The sequence below is a fragment of the Paenibacillus campinasensis genome (assembly GCF_002272015.1).
In the GTDB taxonomy this organism is placed as follows: Bacteria; Bacillota; Bacilli; order Paenibacillales; family Paenibacillaceae; genus Paenibacillus_AQ; species Paenibacillus_AQ campinasensis.
In genome coordinates this window covers 54,113-72,045 of the sequence record NZ_NPBY01000010.1, presented here as the reverse complement: position 1 = coordinate 72,045, position 17,933 = coordinate 54,113, and the positions used below count along the sequence as shown (strand labels likewise).

General features: G+C 51.1%; 23 protein-coding genes. 1 reads left to right on the top strand and 22 read right to left on the bottom strand.

Translation table 11 applies throughout. The annotated features are described in order from the left end of the window. Positions 1-14: 14 nt before the first annotated feature. From CHH67_RS03045 to CHH67_RS02945, 22 genes are all read right to left on the bottom strand, one after another. Complete coding sequence (locus tag CHH67_RS03045; RefSeq protein ID WP_095263506.1) at positions 15-572, bottom strand: DoxX family membrane protein; 558 nt, start codon at positions 570-572, stop codon at positions 15-17. 173 nt (positions 573-745) lie between these two features. Beyond that, complete coding sequence (mtrB, locus tag CHH67_RS03040) at positions 746-970, bottom strand: trp RNA-binding attenuation protein MtrB (RefSeq protein ID WP_095263505.1); 225 nt, start codon at positions 968-970, stop codon at positions 746-748. Between the two features lie 84 nt (positions 971-1,054). Beyond that, a complete protein-coding gene (locus CHH67_RS03035) occupies positions 1,055-1,327 on the bottom strand; it encodes an HU family DNA-binding protein (RefSeq protein ID WP_095263504.1) in 273 nt (90 codons plus the stop codon). A 259-nt stretch (positions 1,328-1,586) separates the two neighbouring features. Then, positions 1,587-3,065: a stage IV sporulation protein A gene (gene spoIVA, locus CHH67_RS03030; protein WP_095263503.1), complete on the bottom strand. Its 1,479-nt coding sequence runs from the start codon at positions 3,063-3,065 to the stop codon at positions 1,587-1,589. A gap of 498 nt (positions 3,066-3,563) precedes the next feature. Beyond that, a complete protein-coding gene (locus tag CHH67_RS03025) occupies positions 3,564-4,319 on the bottom strand; it encodes a DUF3939 domain-containing protein (protein ID WP_230875560.1) in 756 nt (251 codons plus the stop codon). 38 nt (positions 4,320-4,357) lie between these two features. After that, positions 4,358-4,717, bottom strand: a complete 360-nt coding sequence (locus tag CHH67_RS03020) for a 2Fe-2S iron-sulfur cluster-binding protein (RefSeq protein ID WP_095263502.1) — start codon at positions 4,715-4,717, stop codon at positions 4,358-4,360. Between the two features lie 81 nt (positions 4,718-4,798). Next, a complete protein-coding gene (locus tag CHH67_RS03015) occupies positions 4,799-5,383 on the bottom strand; it encodes a hypothetical protein (protein ID WP_095263501.1) in 585 nt (194 codons plus the stop codon). A 57-nt stretch (positions 5,384-5,440) separates the two neighbouring features. Next, positions 5,441-5,620 carry a DUF2768 family protein gene (locus CHH67_RS03010; protein ID WP_095263500.1) on the bottom strand — a complete coding sequence of 60 codons (180 nt, stop codon included), beginning with the start codon at positions 5,618-5,620 and terminating at the stop codon, positions 5,441-5,443. 205 nt (positions 5,621-5,825) lie between these two features. Further along, positions 5,826-6,101, bottom strand: a complete 276-nt coding sequence (locus CHH67_RS03005) for a stage VI sporulation protein F (RefSeq protein ID WP_095263499.1) — start codon at positions 6,099-6,101, stop codon at positions 5,826-5,828. A gap of 64 nt (positions 6,102-6,165) precedes the next feature. Further along, positions 6,166-7,209 carry an NAD(P)H-dependent glycerol-3-phosphate dehydrogenase gene (locus CHH67_RS03000; protein ID WP_095263498.1) on the bottom strand — a complete coding sequence of 348 codons (1,044 nt, stop codon included), beginning with the start codon at positions 7,207-7,209 and terminating at the stop codon, positions 6,166-6,168. Beyond that, positions 7,202-7,831 (bottom strand): glycerol-3-phosphate 1-O-acyltransferase PlsY, encoded by a 630-nt coding sequence (gene plsY / locus CHH67_RS02995; RefSeq protein ID WP_095263497.1) that lies wholly within the window; start codon positions 7,829-7,831, stop codon positions 7,202-7,204. Before plsY ends, CHH67_RS03000 begins: the two co-directional genes overlap by 8 nt. 11 nt (positions 7,832-7,842) lie before the next feature. Continuing rightward, positions 7,843-9,165: a ribosome biogenesis GTPase Der gene (gene der / locus CHH67_RS02990; protein ID WP_095263496.1), complete on the bottom strand. Its 1,323-nt coding sequence runs from the start codon at positions 9,163-9,165 to the stop codon at positions 7,843-7,845. 201 nt (positions 9,166-9,366) lie between these two features. Then, positions 9,367-10,590, bottom strand: a complete 1,224-nt coding sequence (gene rpsA / locus CHH67_RS02985) for a 30S ribosomal protein S1 (protein ID WP_095263495.1) — start codon at positions 10,588-10,590, stop codon at positions 9,367-9,369. A 121-nt stretch (positions 10,591-10,711) separates the two neighbouring features. Beyond that, the gene (locus tag CHH67_RS02980; RefSeq protein WP_095263494.1) at positions 10,712-11,299 is read right to left on the bottom strand and encodes a lysophospholipid acyltransferase family protein; all 588 of its coding nucleotides are present in this window, start codon (positions 11,297-11,299) and stop codon (positions 10,712-10,714) included. 3 nt (positions 11,300-11,302) lie between these two features. Next, complete coding sequence (cmk, locus tag CHH67_RS02975) at positions 11,303-12,004, bottom strand: (d)CMP kinase (RefSeq protein WP_095263493.1); 702 nt, start codon at positions 12,002-12,004, stop codon at positions 11,303-11,305. Positions 12,005-12,078: 74 nt separating this feature from the next. After that, positions 12,079-12,366, bottom strand: a complete 288-nt coding sequence (locus CHH67_RS02970) for a DUF5359 family protein (protein ID WP_144029235.1) — start codon at positions 12,364-12,366, stop codon at positions 12,079-12,081. A 128-nt stretch (positions 12,367-12,494) separates the two neighbouring features. Continuing rightward, a complete protein-coding gene (locus CHH67_RS02965) occupies positions 12,495-13,154 on the bottom strand; it encodes a flagellar brake protein (RefSeq protein WP_176475516.1) in 660 nt (219 codons plus the stop codon). A 191-nt stretch (positions 13,155-13,345) separates the two neighbouring features. Next, positions 13,346-14,692, bottom strand: coding sequence for a germination protein YpeB (gene ypeB, locus CHH67_RS02960; RefSeq protein WP_095263492.1), 1,347 nt, complete (start codon positions 14,690-14,692; stop codon positions 13,346-13,348). A 76-nt stretch (positions 14,693-14,768) separates the two neighbouring features. Continuing rightward, the gene (locus CHH67_RS26100) at positions 14,769-14,930 is read right to left on the bottom strand and encodes a hypothetical protein (RefSeq protein ID WP_155617393.1); all 162 of its coding nucleotides are present in this window, start codon (positions 14,928-14,930) and stop codon (positions 14,769-14,771) included. A 52-nt stretch (positions 14,931-14,982) separates the two neighbouring features. Further along, a complete protein-coding gene (gene prsW / locus CHH67_RS02955; RefSeq protein WP_095263491.1) occupies positions 14,983-15,687 on the bottom strand; it encodes a glutamic-type intramembrane protease PrsW in 705 nt (234 codons plus the stop codon). A gap of 55 nt (positions 15,688-15,742) precedes the next feature. After that, a complete protein-coding gene (locus tag CHH67_RS02950; RefSeq protein ID WP_095263490.1) occupies positions 15,743-16,354 on the bottom strand; it encodes a genetic competence negative regulator in 612 nt (203 codons plus the stop codon). Positions 16,355-16,552: 198 nt separating this feature from the next. Then, positions 16,553-16,915: a hypothetical protein gene (locus CHH67_RS02945; protein ID WP_095263489.1), complete on the bottom strand. Its 363-nt coding sequence runs from the start codon at positions 16,913-16,915 to the stop codon at positions 16,553-16,555. Between the two features lie 94 nt (positions 16,916-17,009). On the opposite strand from CHH67_RS02945, the gene CHH67_RS02940 reads away from it, so the two are divergent. Next, on the top strand, positions 17,010-17,930 hold the full coding sequence (locus CHH67_RS02940) for a polysaccharide deacetylase family protein (RefSeq protein ID WP_095263488.1): 921 nt from the start codon (positions 17,010-17,012) through the stop codon (positions 17,928-17,930). The last annotated feature ends 3 nt before the right edge of the window (positions 17,931-17,933 follow it).

Here is a 17,933-nt window from a genome sequence, read left to right as displayed (position 1 = left end):
TTATTCAGCAGTACCTAAGAGCCTCTTCTGCGGCTCCAAGGCGTACCCAACAGCGGCAGCGCCCAGCGGTCGAGTCCATACCACCCTGCTACTTTCCAGGCCAGGACCAGCCATGTAGCCAATATAAACAGTAATGGATTGGTGCTTACCGTACCTGCGAATAAAAAGCTGGCATTCATTAAGCCGCCGAAAAATGCGGCAATCCCGGTCAGCAATCCAAGAATAAGCCCGAGTCCGACCAGCACCTCGCCGTAGACGACCATATACGAAAAGAGCTTGGCATTCGGAAGCACAAATCCTTCGAGAAAGGAAGCATACCATCCGGTAACGTCCTTCCCTTCTTCCGCCTTCGCCAGCGCGCCCCCGACAAATCCCCGGATCGCCGCGCCAGCTTCGCTTCCCGTCCAGGCATCTGCCGTCAGTTTGCCTAGGCCTGACGACAGCCAGGCGTAACCGAGATACAGTCTTACAAGGAGCCAGATCCAAGCGGAACGCGTGCTGCTGAACAGAAACAGCGATACCGGATTTTCGGGGACAACAACATACTGGCCTTCTCTGAATGGTTTTGCCATGATATGATCAAACATCCTCTCGTATTTTTATTCATTTGTGCTAGTATAGACAACACCTGTCAATCCATCAAGAGTACCTTTAACAAAGGGTTAACACCTATTCCTACTGTAGAAACACTGTAACGCAAAAAAAGCCCCGCCAATCCGGCGGGACTTGAAACGCAATATGGAAATCAGGAGCCGGATTCAATCTTGCCGTGCTTCGTTACAATTTCGGCTTTGCCGCGTATTTTGACCGCGGACGTATGATCCGTGAACTGGGCGATGATGACCTCGCCTTTGTCCAGCTTCTCCGTATGATGAAAGCGGGTATCCTGACCGCGCGTAAGGCCGATGACCTGCACGCCATGATCCAGCGCTTTGACGATAAAATATTCCCCGTTCTGCACATTTTCCATGATCGAGACCTCCTCGCCTCAAGCTAAAAGAAAAGGCCGTGAACGTATTCACGACCCTCTGCTGTAGGTAATATGTAGAAATCTTTATTTGATTCCATCTTTGAGCGCTTTACCAGGTTTAAATGCAGGAATTTTGCTCGCAGGGATTTCGATTTCTTCACCTGTTTGCGGGTTACGGCCCTTGCGTGCGGAACGCTCGCGAACCTCGAAGTTGCCGAAACCTACCAATTGTACTTTATCACCGTTCTGCAGAGCTTCAGAGATCGCGTCGAATACAGCGTCAACTGCTTTCGTTGCATCCTTCTTGGACAGCTCTGTAGCTTCAGCTACCTGTGCAATCAGATCAGATTTATTCATTGTCTTTCACCTCCCTAGCAGGAATGTGCTCTACTTGCTATTCACTGTTTCCGTTTTGCCGCAAAATATACGTACAATCGGGTATTTTACCCGTATCCACGCGATAAAATGCTTGACGCGGAACAAACTTATAGTAATACAGCCATCTCATAATTTCAAGCGCTTTTCCTTCATGAACCGACCTGAAAATGAAAAAACAACCGTAATAGGTATATTGACCCATTCACGGTTGTCCTTAACTTTTCTTATTAAATTGAGTCTACAGGATGATGGCAATCAGGCCGCCAGAGCCCTCATTGATGATACGACCCAGTGTTTCCTGCAGTTTGTAGCGAGCGTTATCCGGCATCATGGCGATTTTGCCCTGGATGCCTTCCCGCACGATGGAGTGCAGAGAGCGACCGAAAATATCGGATTCCCAAATCTTGATCGGATCGTTCTCAAAGTCTTGCATCAGGTAGCGGACAAGCTCTTCACTTTGCTTCTCGGTGCCGATGATCGGGGAGAATTCGGACTCCACATCGACCCGGATCATATGGATGGAAGGCGCTGTCGCCTTCAGCCGGACGCCGAAGCGGGTACCCTGCCGGATCAGCTCCGGCTCGTCAAGCGCCATCTCGGCCAGCGACGGAGCAGCGATGCCATAACCGGTCGTTTTGACCATCTCCAGCGCTTCGGCGAAGCGGTCATACTCTCGCTTGGCATGGGAGAAATCCTGCATCAGTTGAAGCAGATGATCCTTGCCCCGGATCTCCACACCAACGACTTCCATCAGAATGCGATCATACAATTCGTCCGGTGCAAAGAGGTCGATCTCCGCCACGCCTTGCCCCATATTCATGCCGCTTAGACCGGCGCGGTCGATAAAGTCATACTCCATGAACTGATTGACTACCCGATCCACATCGCGCAGGCGCCGGATATCCTTCACCGTATCACGTACCGAGTTCTCGTAGTTGCTGCGCAGCCAGTGATTTTCATTAAGCACCATCACCCAGCTCGGCAGGTTCACATTCACTTCATGCACAGGGAATTCATATAATACTTCACGGAGCACGCCGGTAACATCCTCTTCGGTCATCGATGCTGCGCTCAAGGTCATGACCGGAATGTCATACTTCTCAGCCAGTTCGCTGCGCAGCTGCAGTGCTTCCTCGCTCCGCGGGCGGGTGGAGTTGATCACCACCACAAACGGCTTTCCGACTTCCTTCAGCTCCTCGATGACACGCTCTTCGGCTTCTACATACGAGCTGCGCGGAATCTCGGCAATCGAGCCGTCTGTCGTCACGACAACGCCGAGCGTGGAGTGCTCCTGAATCACTTTGCGCGTACCGATCTCAGCCGCTTCCTGGAATGGAATCGGCTCTTCAAACCATGGCGTGGATATCATTCTCGGGCCATTTTCATCTTCATAGCCCTTGGCTCCTTCCACGGCATAGCCTACACAGTCCACAAGGCGAACATTGACCTCAAGCCCCTCTGTTACTTTGATCTGCACCGCGTTGTTCGGCACAAATTTCGGCTCGGTTGTCATAATCGTTTTCCCGGCTGCGCTTTGCGGCAGCTCATCGACTGCTCTAACACGATCAGCCTCGTTCGTAATATTCGGGAGAACGACCGTTTCCATAAACCGCTTAATAAACGTTGATTTTCCCGTACGGACAGCGCCAACGACACCCAAGTAAATGTCCCCTCCGGTTCGTTCGGCAATGTCCTTAAAAATGTCCACTTTTTCCAAGAGAGATCCCCTCCTCAAATTACTCCGAAGGAAAAATGCTTTAAGAGCATCCGCTTCGTGTTCCACTCATAGCAAAGTCATTGCAACAGATGAGCAGCCTTTACAATGTCGCCAGCAGTCCGCCGCCGGTATCCGGTAGATTGTAAATGGAAACGGCAAAGCGGCGTAACTCGTACATGCATTTGGACTAGTAACATCATATGTACCGGGTTTGAAAATATGACGGTTGCCCGAATGTCATTCGTCCTAATTTTTTGCTGCATGATCGCCCGGGCAACCGGCTAGCGCCCGCACAATTCTTTCCTCGATAAACTTATGCGCGGAAATTGATAGATATTCCTCAGCACGGAAAAATCATATGTGGAAAATTGATAGGTTTGCCCTGCTGAGACCCAAATTTCATCCAAACAAAAAAAGACGATACAAGGTAGCTCACCTTGCATCGTCGCTGCTTCAGTTAAGAGATATGATGCGTTTTCAGGAATACAGGCCTTGCGCCTATTCAGCCGGCTGAGCTTGCGGGGCGCCGTTGATCCAGCGGTAAGGCACAGACTTCACCGGCACGTAAAAGGACGCCTTTTCCAGGTAGATCCGCAAATCCTCATCCTCTGCCGGTGTAATGTCATCCTTCTGCAATGCCTGCATGATGTCAAACGCATAGTCCGCGTACACTGTGCCTGCTTCGTCCATGATATAGCTCATGTCCTGACCGGAATACACACTTCGAAGTTCGGTCGAGCGGGCATCAATTTTCGAAACGTCCACTGTCCAGTAGCCCGGATAAAGCTCCTCACCCGCCGGAAGCTCGCCGAGCTGGGTCATGTACCGATTTACAGACATCTGTACATCATTTACTTTCTGTACGGTGCCCAGATCCATGACTTTGACCGTTGGCTCCGTCTCTTCGTTGATGATCAGAAAATAAGCGCTGCCGCCTTTCTCGAAGGCGGTTGCCGGAATGTCGTCAATGTAGCCCGTGTTCTTCAACTGCTCCAGGTTAATTCTGAATTTCTCATAGCGGGGAATTTCAGGCCCTGCCGTTATGATCGGCAGCACACCCTCTTGTTGATAATAATCATCCACGGCTGCCTGCAAATTTCTTACGCTCTCCACATAGGATACCCTGTTGTTCTGTGCCTGATTGTCGGGATATAAACAGCCGCTAAGAATCGCGGACAACAGCACCAGGATCGCCGCGGCCGGAAGCGTTCTGCCCGCTTTGACAGCTTTGGTCATCCAAGTGATTTTCTTCAACGTTACATCATCCTTCTCTATAAAATATAGAACGGGAACTAGATCCAATCATCGGATTCCCGTTGTTTTGCAGCTTCGAGCTGTTTGCGAACCGCTGCCTTGAGCGGGTCTTCGGGAACGACCACCGTGAGCGGTCCGGTCACCTTCGTCTGGCAAGATAACCGGCTGCCCCGCTCCAGCAAGGCCGCTCCGAGCTTGCGTCGCTCCTTGTCTTCAGGAGGCAAGCAGTTCGCACGTTCGCTCTCCTCAATCGTCACCTTGCACATCAGACATCCCGCCTTGCCTCCGCAGCGGGTCGGGATTCGCACGCCTGCCTTTTTGGCGGCATCGAGCACCGTGGTATAAGGTCTGACGGTTATGGTTTTGCCATCAGGCAGAAACGTAATCTCGTAACTCAACGTGACTCGCGCCCTTTCATGTACGGAAATCCTATGTAGTCGGCTGCCTCAACAGCCGTTCCTCCCGCAAAGCTATCGCCCCTAACTTGTCAGCTCTCGTATGAGGGCCACGTGCCCGGCATGAAATGTATAGCTGCCCATCATCCGTTCCAGGATGCCCCGATGGGCTTCCGGCTGAAGCCGGATTGACTCCGATATCGCGAGATACCGGTCCGGCCTGTCTCGAAGGACGTTAAAGACAAGCTCATGCGCCAGCGGCATTAAATGGACGCTGTGCCCGTTTATAACCGTTGCTGGAGCTGCCGGATACAGAAGGTTGTCAATCTCGGTCGTATAGACAGAGCCACCCACACGGATCTTGAAACCCCCGATCAGCTCAAGCAGAATCTCGTTCACCTCATAGTGACCCCGTATCGACAGGTACATCTCCTCTTCATCCACGGCAGGCTTGTCCAGCGTATGGTCACTAAGCACATCATGAAGCTTGCCAATCCCCTCTGCATCGGCATATACATCCATATCCCGAGGCGGTCTGTCCAGTGTTACGCCTTGCAGCAGCAGGCCACAGCTGCCTCCGAGCAGCCAGTTCGGACCCGCTTGGTTCAGCTGCCGGGCAACGATGCTCAGCGCCTCGCTCAGCTCTGGCTGAATATCGTTTATTGTCATGCTACACCTCTTCCGCTTGAAGCTTGCCTCATCGCAGGATATGATCACCCATCCTGTCTAAATGATAGAAGCAAGTCCCAATATAAAGCCGATGATCATCATCATGAACGCCGCAACCGACAGAATTCCCCGAATAAAGCCTTTGGTTTTCGTTCGTGCAAGCGTAACCACGACAACGGATAGAGCCATAATCAATAAAGCGACAAGGGATAGCCACATCTTTTGCATCGGATCCATGTCACAAACTCTCCCATCTCTGTTCAAAATGATTCAACCTATTATAGCATGAAACTCCTGCCGCCTCACCTTCGGATTTGTCTAACATTCCTTGAACAAATTGACCGCCATGCAAGAGGCGAAGCCCCCTGTTTCTTATAAATACAAAAGCCGCTGTCCAGGATGGACCAACGGCTTTTTCACTAAACCAAACAGCAATCAGGCATTATTTATTCAGCATCATTTTCATCAAGGATTCCATGTTGTTCGGGTTCATCCCGCTCTTCTTGACAGCTGCCACAATCTCCTTCACTGTCTCTTCACTGACAGGAATGTTGGCCATCGCAGATACCTGCTTGATCAACTTTCGGAGCTGGGCTTCATTTTGCAGCGTAGACGGTTTTACCGTGCTGGCCAGCTTGTTCACGGCGCCTGATGAGATTTTCTTTCCGCTTTTCTTGTTAATGGCGTTTAGAACTTCCTTGTGAAAGCTTTTGTTCATATCCACCCTCCTCCGGCAATTCCTCACATTACTATATGAGAGGGCCGCAAGAAAGGTGAATAAGCTAGGTGTTATGCCACTGCTTCCAGGTCTGAAGCGGCATCATTTCCATTTCGGTTTTCGGGTCCCGCCCCATGAGCGCTTCGACGGCGCTGCGGGGAGCGCGATCCTTGAACAGCACATGATACAGCTGATCCGCAATCGGCATCTGCACGCCATATTTTTCAGAGATGGCGTAAGCCGCCTTCGTTGTGCGAATGCCTTCGACAACCATGCCCATCGACTCCAGCACCTCGTCGACCTTCTTTCCTTGTCCCAGCAGCGAACCGGCACGCCAGTTGCGGCTGTGCTGACTCGTTGCCGTCACGACGAGATCGCCGATGCCGGCAAGTCCGGCAAAGGTGAGCGGATTGGCCCCCAGCTCGATTCCGATGCGGGAGATTTCCGCCAGGCCGCGCGTCAATAATGCCGCCTTCGCGTTGTCGCCAAAGCCAAGGCCGTCAGACATGCCTGCTCCAAGCGCAATGATGTTTTTAAGCGCACCGGCCAGCTCCACGCCAACCATATCCCGATTTGTATAGACACGGAAATAAGCGTTCATGAACAGATCCTGGGCCGCCGCGGCTGCTTGCTCATCAGATGAAGCCACGACCACGGTTGTCGGGCATCTTCGGACCACCTCTTCCGCATGGCTCGGTCCAGACAGCACCACAACCCGTCCTTCATCGCAGCCAAGCTCTTCGGAGATTACCGTGGACATCCGCTTCAGCGATTCAAGTTCGAAACCCTTGGTCGCATGCACGACCAGCATGCGCTCATTCCAGCAGCGCTTCAGCTGCTTGCTCACCGCACGCATCGCTGAAGACGGAGCCACAATAATGACAGCCGACGAGCCGGAGACCGCTTCCTCCATGACGGAGGTTGCGCGGATGCGCGGCGACAGCTCTACCCCCGGCAAATATCGCTCATTCGTATGTCGCTCATTGATTTCCTTTGCCTGCTCTTCCGTTCTTGTCCATAGCGCCACATCTAACTGATTGGAGGCTAGAACACTTGCCAAAGCGGTTCCCCAACTGCCGGCCACCAACACAGCAATTTTGTCAGACAACGCGCTTCCCTCCTTTATCCTTTCCTTTGCCTCCTGAACCCAGCTTGTTCTCATTGCCTTTTATGATTTTGCTGATATTGGTGCGATGGCGCCAGATCGCAAATATACAAATCAAAAGGCTGGTCCAGAAAATCGGCCACGGATAACCCCCGATCATAAGAAAAATCGGGGTCAGAACCACAAAGATCAGTGATCCGAGAGATACGTATTTCGTGAAAACGATGGATAGAATCGCAATGATCCCGGCATACAGCGCAGGCAGAAAGCAGAGTGACGCCAGCACGCCGATGGCGGTAGCGATGCCTTTACCTCCCCGAAAGCGGAAGTAAAGCGGCCAGTTATGGCCCATAATTGCAGCAAGTCCGCACAGCCCCGGCAGCCATTCCTGCTCCGTCCCAAGCCAGCGGCCGAGCCAAACGGCGGCAACACCTTTCAGAACATCCAGGACAAGCACTAAAATAGCCGGGCCTTTGCCTAAAACACGCAATGTGTTGGTCGCCCCGGCATTGCCGCTGCCATGCTGACGAATATCGATGCCCTTGAGCAATTTCGCCAGCAATACGCTGAAACTCACCGAGCCCAGCAAATAACTAATGATGATCGCAAACGTCTCCAGAAACAAGCTACTCTCCCCTAACTTTCATCAGACTTTCTCCGCGTAAATATGCGGATTGGCGTACCTTCAAAGTCAAATGCGGCCCGGATTTTATTCTCAAGATACCGCTCATATGAGAAGTGCATCAGTTCCGGATCGTTGACAAACACGACCATCGTCGGCGGCTTAACCGCCACTTGTGTCGCATAGTTAATGCGCAGCCTGCGCCCTTTATCCGTCGGAGGCGGGTTGATGGCCACCGCATCGGAAATGACATCGTTCAGCAGATGTGTCTGCACACGCAGCGAGTGCTGCTCAGCCACATGCTTGACGACAGGCAACAGCTTGTGCAGACGCTGCTTTGTTTTGGCTGACAAAAATACAACCGGAGCATACGTCATGAACAAGAAGTGATCGCGAATCTTCTTCTCAAACGTCTGCATCGTTTTGTCATCCTTCTCCACAACATCCCATTTGTTCACGACGAATAGAGAAGCCTTACCCGCCTCATAGGCATATCCCGCAATATGCTTGTCCTGCTCGATGATGCCCTCTTCCCCGTTGATCAGCACCAGTACAACATCCGCCCGCTCAATGGCACGCATGGCACGCATGACGCTGTATTTTTCCGTCGTTTCGTATACTTTGCCCCGCTTGCGCATCCCCGCTGTATCAATCAATACATACCGCTGCCCGTCTTTCTCGAACGGGGTATCCACCGCATCGCGAGTCGTGCCGGCTATGTCGCTGACGATGACCCGCTCTTCGCCTAATATGGCGTTCACGAGCGAGGACTTTCCGACATTCGGACGCCCGATCAAGGCAACCCGGATTACATCCTCGTCATAGCCGTCGTCTTCCAGCACCGGCAGCTTCTCCACGACAACGTCAAGCAGATCGCCGATCCCGGTGCCGTGGCTTCCGGAAATGCCGACAGGGTCGCCGAATCCGAGGCTGTAAAACTCGTAAATGTCCTCCGCTCTCCGCTGGTTGTCCACCTTGTTCACCGTCAAAATGACGGGTTTGCCCGAACGGAACAAAATATGGGCTACTTCTTCATCCGACTGGGTGACGCCAGTTTTGGCATCGCATATAAACACGATCACATCCGCCTCTTCGATCGCAAGCTCAGCCTGCATCCGAATCGACTTCAATATCATGTCATCCCCGTCAATTTCGATACCTCCGGTATCAATGACACTGAACGCACGGCCGTTCCACTCCGCCGTTCCGTAAATCCGGTCTCGGGTAACCCCCGGTTTATCTTCAACAATGGCCAGTCTGTCCCCAATAAGCCGGTTGAAAATCGTTGATTTCCCGACATTCGGTCGTCCGACGATAGCCACTACGGGTCTTGCCATATTCACTCCTCCTGTCCATTCTTACGCTTATCATCATAGCAAAAAACGCTACAATTGGCTAACCTTTCATCTATTATGCTCGCAAGAAGCGCTCTGCATCCCACAGACACCATTCCCCGTACAAAAATAAAGGGCGAACCCAAAGCTGGGTTCGCCGCTTATATGGAAGGTCATTCGCGACCGAGCATTACTTTTCCCGACTTACTTCAGTTTGCTCAGCTTGTCGCCAAAGCGTTCGCCAAGCGTAACACTCATCCCTTGGTTGTTCAGGGAAACGTTCGGGTTGTCCTTCAGGTCGATTTTTGGACCTTTGGAAGGCTTTTCAGCTCTTGGAGCCGGCTCAGGAGCTTCCTCTGTTTCTTTGATGCTCAGGCTGATGCGTTGTTCAGATGTGTTAATGTCCAGAATTTTGACTTGAACCTCTTGCCCCTCTTTAAGAACTTCTTGCGGAGTTCCGATATGCTTGTGGGAGATTTGAGAGATATGCACCAAGCCTTCAACTCCAGGCGCCAGTTCAACAAATGCACCAAAGGTTACAAGACGCTTCACAACACCCGTAACCACGTCGCCTGTGTTGAATTGCTCACCAGCAGTTTCCCAAGGACCCGGCTGAGCTGCTTTGATGCTCAGGCTGATTTTGCCCTTCTCAGGATCAACCTTCAGCACTTTCACCGTAACCTTGTCACCTTCAGACAGCACATCGGAAGGCTTCTCAACATGGTTCCAAGCGATTTCGGACACATGCACCAGTCCATCCACGCCGCCCACATCAACGAAAGCGCCAAACTGGGTCAGACGTTGCACCGTGCCATCCAGCACTTGGCCGTCTTGCAGTTCAGACATTACCTTTTGTTTGTTCGCTTCGAACTCTTCCTCAAGCACATCTTTCTGGGAAAGAATCAGCTTGTTGTTTTCGCGGTCAAGCTCCTTGATTTTCACGCGAAGCGTACGACCTTTGTAATCGCTGAAATCTTCAACAAAATGACGCTCTACCATCGAAGCCGGAATAAAGCCGCGAACGCCGACGTTAGCCACAAGGCCGCCCTTCACAACATCCGATACGGTAACCTCGAACACTTCTTGATCTGCGAAACGCTTCTCCAGATCTTCCCATGCGTTCTCGGAATCTACCGCACGCTTGGACAGCACCAGGCTCTCCTTGTCGTCATTGATGCTGACTACTTTGCATTCCACCTCTTGACCAACCTGCACCGCTTCGGATGCGTTGTCAAGCTGAACCGCAGACAGCTCGCGAACAGGAATTACACCGTCATATTTATATCCAATGCTTACATAAGCTTGGTTATCCTCCAGTTTGACGATCGTTCCCTTCACGGTGTCCCCTTTTTTCAAGGATACGATTTGGTCGAGCTGCTCCTGGCTTTGCACTTCAGCAGCTTCTTGATTTCTTGTTTCTTCCGACATGTCAATAACCTCCTCAATTCAAACCCCATTTATTTAAACCCGCATATCGCGAAGTTCAAAACATTATTCGTTGTAGTATCTTTCCAATCCGCGCATCGTTTTTATGCACATCCTTGGAAAATCAATTCACATTCGGCTTCCCGCTCTCCCGCATCTCATAAATTCTCTCCATGATCAGGTTCGTAGCGGCATCCAGCGCTTCCGGAGACTTATCGCCTTCGAATGCGGACAGATCCACCGGCGCACCGTAGATGATCTTCATCTTGCGAAACGGCTTGTAATTCCCGACAATCGCTGCCGGCACGACCGTTGCACCGCTTCGGAGCGCGAAGCTTGCTGCCCCGCGTTTGGCTGCGGCATCCGAATTTCGCGTGCCTTCAGGGAAGATCCCCATCACCTCGCCTTGGCGCAGAATGGTCAGTGCCATCTTGATGGAGTCTTTGCTGACGCCGCCGCGCTTAACCGGAAATGCACCCAGCTGGGAGATCAGCCATCCGAAAACCGGGATTTTGAAAAGCTCGGCCTTCGCCATGAATTTCACCTGGCGTTTGACGTGAATGCCAACCGAGATCGGGTCTCTTACACTGATGTGATTGGCACAGATCAGCACGCCGCCCTCAGCAGGAATGTTATGTACGCCCACTGACTCAAATCGGTACAGAATTGCAAATACTCCGCGAACTACGGCTCTGCAAAAAACATAAATCATGTCCTATTTCTCCCCATCCCAATGAATTACGCAGTAAGAAACAATCGCATCGACAACCTCTTCAATACTCATGCTTGTCGTATCGAGGAAGATGGCATCCTCTGCACGTCGAAGCGGGGATACTTCCCGCTGCTGGTCCAGACGATCCCGCTCGGCGATATCGTGTTCCAGCTGCTCCAGCGATATGTCTTCCGTCTGGCTTAATTCATTGTAGCGGCGGAGCGCGCGTTCCTTCACACTGGCTGTCATGAAAATCTTAACTTCGGCATCAGGCAGCACCGTCGTTCCGATGTCCCGGCCATCCATGACCACGCCTTTTTCCAGTGCCATTTGCCTCTGCAGGTGAACAAGCTTGGTGCGGACGCCCTCAATCTGCGCATACTTCGATACCACGTTATTCACCTGGCTTGACCGAATATACGGCGTGACGTCTTCCCCATTCAGCAAAACTTTCTGGCCATTTACATGCGGTTTTAATTCAATCACCATGTTTTGTGCCTTTTGAAGCACATTTTCCGAATTTTCCGAAGGAATTCCTTCTTTCAGCATAAACCAGGTTAACGCCCGGTACATGGCTCCGGTATCCACATAAATGTACTGAAGCTTGCTCGCAACCATACGGGCAACCGTGCTTTTGCCCGCCCCTGCAGGTCCATCGATGGCGATGTTAATTTTGTCCCGATAACCTGTCCCCTGCATAACCAACGGGGCATTCCTCCTCAAACATAAGCCTCAAAAAAAAGCAGGCGCCCTGCCTGCGACGTCAAAATTATACCACACTAGCTAGAGTGATGCAAAAGAGAAGGAATGTTTCCCATCATCCAATCCTTTACATTTTGTTCGTCCAAAGGGACGCCCTCCAGCTGATCGACCGGTGACACATAAGGCCTCGCAGGCTTGTAATGCAAAAGCAGCTGCAAGCTGATCAGGGCGACCAGCAAGCATACGAGCATGCGAAGCAGCACGCTGCCAAAGCGGTCAAACAGCTCTGATGCAGGCTTGTCCAGCAGGCGATTATCCTTCTTGTCATCCATCGTCGTTCGCGTAGTTTCCAGCTTGTCCCGCATCAACACATGGCTTCCTTTCCCGTCGAAATTTGGGGTTAGTATGCCCTGGATCTTATCATTTGATGCATGGCATCCTGTACCAGCCAACTTTCTTTCAGGATTCAGGCTGAAATCTCCCATGGTTGGGCTTACACCTTGCGTAAATCAAACTGGCGCTCGAAGCAGAACCGTATGAGTTTCTGCCGCTCCACATCCAATATTTGAACGAATTTGACCATGGCCACGCTTTGGCTGCTGCTCAGCTTCTGCACGCGCACGACCTCCCCCTCGAACGGCACATGCTCGAGCGCGCCGTTTTTGTACGGGATCAATATCCAGAAGGAAGCAACCATGCCTTCCTCCATCCGCTGTCCAACATCGGTATTCAGATGGAAGGATACGCCGCCCCCTCCTACGTCAACCGTCTTGGTCAGGAACGGCGGGCTGCCCTTCGTTGTCACCGACAGTTCAAGCTCGGCTGTCACCCTCAAATATCCGCGTCGCTGGACACTTGTAATGTCACCTTTCTCCGGTTTGCGAATGCGCACAAGCGGGACAGCATCCTCCTGGTAGCCGAGCACATACGAGTTGAAGTAATGTTTCATGCCGCCCTCTGTCGTGAAGGAAGCGGACAGCTCGTCTCCGATATACAGCTTCTTCAGTCTCCCGCTTCCGTCCGCAATGGGAACTTCAATGAGCATGGCATTGTCATCAAGGTCCGCGATGCGGGATTTATAGATCGCTTTAGCTTCATTTTCATCTTCCGTGTCCATTGAAATGTAAAGGACATCATTGATTTTCGGAAACAAACCGGCTTCACCTACTCATATCGACTTTGTTTTCATTATATCATGCCAAATCTTGTCTTCTAGTCCTTTTTAGGACATTGACGTCTGACGGTGACTCCGAGGCTATAATTATGGTCACGTTAACAACGCAAAAAAAGCATGGCGGACAGGCTCTTTCCCTTATCCGCCATGCTGGGCTCATCCCATTGCAATTATTCTACTCCGGCCTGAGCATCCTTAACAACTTCCACGGTCTCCTCAAGTCCCGTATCTGCGTTAATGTATATCCGATACTGGGACCCGTTGATACGTCCGCCAAATTCATACGTCAATACATCTTCATTGCTGTCATTCTTGATCAGAGCCTTCCGGTGATACAGCACCTTCAATTCGGTATTCAGCGTTTTCTCGGCTTCGGCGAGACTCAGCTTGGGCTGCGGAATTTCACGGTCTTCCTGATATTCATACACGTAATCGCTGGCCTGGAAACCGAGCACCTCGCCATTGTCCAGCCCGGAGCGGACGGTCACCTTTTCCGGATAGATCAATACGCCATCTTTCTCATGTACAAACGAGAAGTTGGCCAGATTGTCATATTGGTCAGCGGCAACGACCGTCATATCGCTGTACCCCTTTAGGCTCAGGAATTCCTGAGCTTTGTCGATCGCCTGCTGAACGGATACCTGCTTAGGACCGACCTCTCTCTCATCCGTATAGGAGATGACCTGGCCGCCCTTTTGCGTAAAGTCCATGCTGATTGCACCGTTTGGTCTATTCACCCTCGCCGTATAGGAAGGCCAATCTGTGCCTTGGCCGTTCAGCGTAATCTGAACGTCAGCCTGCTCGCCCGCATCCGTAAATTTCAGGGCTTTCCGTCTGACATCCTCTTCGGTAATTGGAGAACCCGAGAGCATTTTGACAGATCGTCTGCTGTACATGCTGCTCACCGACGGCCCCCAGTCCAGCTCTGGATAGCTTTCCACCCTTTTGTTCACCGTCTGGAATCCGTCGATAATCGAGTTGTCCTCCGGGCTGCCGTTAGCCAGCGCCGTTTCAACATCCATCCAGCGCAAACGGCTCGTGATTACCCTCTCCTGCACTTCCTGCAGATCCTTCGTGATTTCTCCGGAATTGTAATACAGCGTCTTGAGGGTCTGGAGTTCATTCTCGCTAAGAGGCTCCTTCGTCAAATCACGAACCCCTGCTTTATATGCAAAATTGGAAATGCGCGACAGAAACTCCTCCGTCTTGTTGAACGGCAGCAGTGTGAGCGGAAGCTGGTTGATTTCGTTCTGCGCTTCGCTTGTAATACGCCATACATTCATCAAGCCTTTGCGGTGCATTCCTTGTGACTTCGAGCTGACGGCAAGCGTGTTGCCCAGTTCAGCATGAAGCTTATCCAAATGGAATGACAAATCATGAAAAGCGCGTTGGTACTGGTTTTCCGCATTGATTAGAACAGCATTCTTCTCTTTATTCTCTTGATAGCCCCACACCAGCGCCCCGATCAACAATACAGTGGCAACTGGAAACAGAACAGCGCTTAAACGTTTGTACATAATGCGTTGTCTCCTTTCATCTACTCACTGACGTTATTGTGACTAGAAGAAAGAAGCTTTATTCATCTTTTCCCAGCTAATGTTCTTCTTCAATTTCAAAGTGGTCGCGGTTATTACACAAGCATTGCTTAAATCCGGTTTCAATGCGACCGCGCTCCATTCTGCCGCGCAGAATGAAACGCTCTCCGCAATCCTTGCAATGGATTCTCACTTTTACGCGCAAAAAAGGCACCTCCATTCCTGATACCTCCCTGACGTTGCAGTCAGAGGCTTCAAGATGAAGTGTGCCCTTATTTGTTATGTGTTATAATCTCTTCTTCGCGATTAATGAACCGGAAAGGAGAGCGATTGTTCGCCCGCGAGATTTTCCCCATTCCTCCGTACCATAGCAGCACCATCAGCGGAACCATAAACCACAGCCAGTTGTGGGTCATCGTGTTCAAGATGATGTCATACAGACCATGCCAAAACCAAGGAAGCAAAAGGGAGTATGCCAGAAAACGCCGGCTGCGTTTGCTTTTCATAAACTTGGCCTTGCCCATATAGTATCCCATAATAACGCCGAACATGGCATGGCCGGATACCGGCAGCAAAGCCCGGATCATCATCGGGCCGAAAGCAGCCTGGCTGTACCAGGCATAAAGCAGATTCTCGGCTGTTGCAAAACCCAGTGAAATGGCCGTTGCGTACAGGATGCCATCGTAGGGTTCATCAAATTCCATATGATTAAACATAATATGATACAGAACAAACCATTTCAAAAATTCCTCAACGCCGGATGACACCAGCAATGACTCGACTATCGGATTTTCACCCAGCCACAGGATCATCCCCCGTTGAAGAATCATGACGGGAAGCACGATCAAGAACCCGAGCAGGAATACCTTGATTACCATGTGCAAGGGCTCCTGATCATACCTGTCCTTTAGGTAAAAATACGTGAGCAGTGCAAGTCCCGGCGCCACGGCTGACGCAATAATCGAGAACAACAGCAATGTATTTCCCCTCCGTTAATTGCGCGCCTGTGTTCCGGCACGCACGCCCACATCGTTATTTCTGACGCTGAAAGTAGGCGCAGATCGTGTCCACTGCATGCTGTGGCATGATCTTGTTCCCGTATTCTTCCAGAACAGCTTCTGTCATCGGAGAGGATTCACCGAATTCGGCAAGCACCGCAACGGCTGCCGGCAGCTTGTCGCTATCGAGCTCCTCCGGCTCCAGATATAAAAACCATTTATCCATATGGTGATAAAGCTTTCCTGCTCCATTCACCAAATCTTTTAGCATATGAGCGGCTTCGATGAGCACTTCGAAATCCTGGAACACGTAAACCAGCGTATCGCTATGATCCAGCGTGACTTCCATTTCATAAATTTCATCAGGCATTTCATCTTCGGACAAGCCACCGAAATGATGATCGTACTTTCCTCTCGTTACAATAACGACCATACCTTGAGCAGGCAGGGCAAAAACCTCGACGGCCAGCGGTCCAGTTGCATCAAATCCGAGCTCGCTGTACGCCTGATCCATCATCTCCGTGAACAGATCGTATACCTTCGGTATCTCCTGCCACATCTCTTCCTTCTGGATCCCTCTCTCACTCAGATCGTCAAACGTGAGGAAAATCCGTATCTTATCTTGACTCAAACGTTCTATTTTCATGACAGGATCCTCCTTACGTAAACAAAAGTTTATAACAAAATATGATCCCTGCAATATGACGTGATAAAAATGGTTTTATATAATTGATTTTATCATTTAATAACCACAAATGCACGTAAATATGTAGCAATAGAAAAAAGAATCATTCACCGGGATAGGATATCCCCCCGGGAATGATTCAAACGAGGGTTTTAACGGTTACAAACCGGGTACAACCGTACCTGTTTCTTTCAGGATTTCCTCCACCTCATGCTTCACATCAGGGTTTTTGCGGATGAATTCCTTGATCTGGCTCAGATCTGCCGCCTTCGAATGGCTTGATGCCTGTGGACTGTAGTGCTGTGCAGATGTTTGACGGCTGCTGGAGCCGCCGTAACTTGCGGATGCTTTACCGCTCGCTGAGCTGTTGTTCATTCCTTGAACCTTGTTCATTGCTGTGCTGGCGAAGCTGCCCAAGTTCATGTTTTTCATCATTGACGTGAGGGAAATGCCTCGGCGGGACATCGTCCGGCTTACAGCGCATCCCACGGCAACTCCCCATAGAAATGACGAAGTTTTCACAATAATACCTCCTTCGTATGATAAACTCGGATTTAGTGTTGACGCGAAGGCTTGGACTCATTCGACATAAAAACAGGAAAGTGAGATGTAATTCATGGGCATGAAATCATCCGTGCTGCTCTTGGCAGCCTGTCTACTGCTTACCGCCTGCGGAGCGGATTCCGGCAAGGGAAGCGCCCCGGCGCCATCGCCAGAAGCCCAGCAGGAGCAGTCATCTCCTGGACAGATGGAAAAGGAGAAAGAATTGAACATGAACGTGAACCAAGATGCAGCAAGCAAGGAGCAAATGCAAAACCCAAGCGAGCCGAACGAGATGCAGGAGGCTGAGCAGCAGCCTGCCGATCCCGCGCCGCCGGGTTCTGAAATCGCATCCATTCAGCCGCAGTACCACATGAACAGCGTCTACCGGATCGTCCCGAATGAGGAATCGGTGCCTGCGAACACGGTGCTGCTTACGTTTGACGATGGCCCGAAGGACGAAGCATTGATCCATCGTATGATCGACATTCTGGACAAGCATGATGCGAAAGCGATCTTTTTCGTGAACGGATACCGCGTGAAAGCAAATCCTGAACTGCTCCGGCTCATCCACGAACGGGGCCAGATCATCGGCAACCACAGCTGGGATCACATCGATCTGAAGAAGGAGAGCCCGGAGGTCGTCAGACAGCAAATTGTCGATGTTCAGAACATCGTCGAGGAGACGATCGGTGAAAAACCGAAATTTTTCCGACCGCCTTTCGGATCAGGCGGCGATGCGGTCAAAGCGATTGTCGAGGAGAACGGCATGCTCTACATGACCTGGTCGAACGGCTCCCTCGATTGGGAAAGCAAGTATAAAAACAAGCCCGAGGCAATCATCCAAAATGTGCTGGATCAGCTGCATCCGGGCAGCAACATCTTGATGCATGAACTGCCCTGGACGGCAGACGCGCTGGACGGTCTGCTGACTGAGCTTGAGCAGCAAGGATACCATTTCGTTCACCCCGAGAGCATTGAATTGACTATCAGGTAACGA

Excerpts from the sequence above, each read along its gene's own strand:
- CHH67_RS03045 (WP_095263506.1), bottom strand. The coding sequence starts at position 572 with ATGGCAAAACCATTCAGAGAAGGCCAGTATGTTGTTGTCCCCGAAAAT.
- mtrB (WP_095263505.1), bottom strand. The coding sequence starts at position 970 with ATGGAAAATGTGCAGAACGGGGAATATTTTATCGTCAAAGCGCTGGAT.
- CHH67_RS03035 (WP_095263504.1), bottom strand. The coding sequence starts at position 1,327 with ATGAATAAATCTGATCTGATTGCACAGGTAGCTGAAGCTACAGAGCTG.
- CHH67_RS03015 (WP_095263501.1), bottom strand. The coding sequence starts at position 5,383 with ATGACAATAAACGATATTCAGCCAGAGCTGAGCGAGGCGCTGAGCATC.
- CHH67_RS03010 (WP_095263500.1), bottom strand. The coding sequence starts at position 5,620 with ATGGATCCGATGCAAAAGATGTGGCTATCCCTTGTCGCTTTATTGATT.
- CHH67_RS03005 (WP_095263499.1), bottom strand. The coding sequence starts at position 6,101 with ATGAACAAAAGCTTTCACAAGGAAGTTCTAAACGCCATTAACAAGAAA.
- der (WP_095263496.1), bottom strand. The coding sequence starts at position 9,165 with ATGGCAAGACCCGTAGTGGCTATCGTCGGACGACCGAATGTCGGGAAA.
- rpsA (WP_095263495.1), bottom strand. The coding sequence starts at position 10,590 with ATGTCGGAAGAAACAAGAAATCAAGAAGCTGCTGAAGTGCAAAGCCAG.
- CHH67_RS02980 (WP_095263494.1), bottom strand. The coding sequence starts at position 11,299 with ATGATTTATGTTTTTTGCAGAGCCGTAGTTCGCGGAGTATTTGCAATT.
- CHH67_RS02970 (WP_144029235.1), bottom strand. The coding sequence starts at position 12,366 with ATGCGGGACAAGCTGGAAACTACGCGAACGACGATGGATGACAAGAAG.
- ypeB (WP_095263492.1), bottom strand. The coding sequence starts at position 14,692 with ATGTACAAACGTTTAAGCGCTGTTCTGTTTCCAGTTGCCACTGTATTG.
- CHH67_RS26100 (WP_155617393.1), bottom strand. The coding sequence starts at position 14,930 with ATGGAGGTGCCTTTTTTGCGCGTAAAAGTGAGAATCCATTGCAAGGAT.
- CHH67_RS02950 (WP_095263490.1), bottom strand. The coding sequence starts at position 16,354 with ATGAAAATAGAACGTTTGAGTCAAGATAAGATACGGATTTTCCTCACG.
- CHH67_RS02940 (WP_095263488.1), top strand. The coding sequence starts at position 17,010 with ATGGGCATGAAATCATCCGTGCTGCTCTTGGCAGCCTGTCTACTGCTT.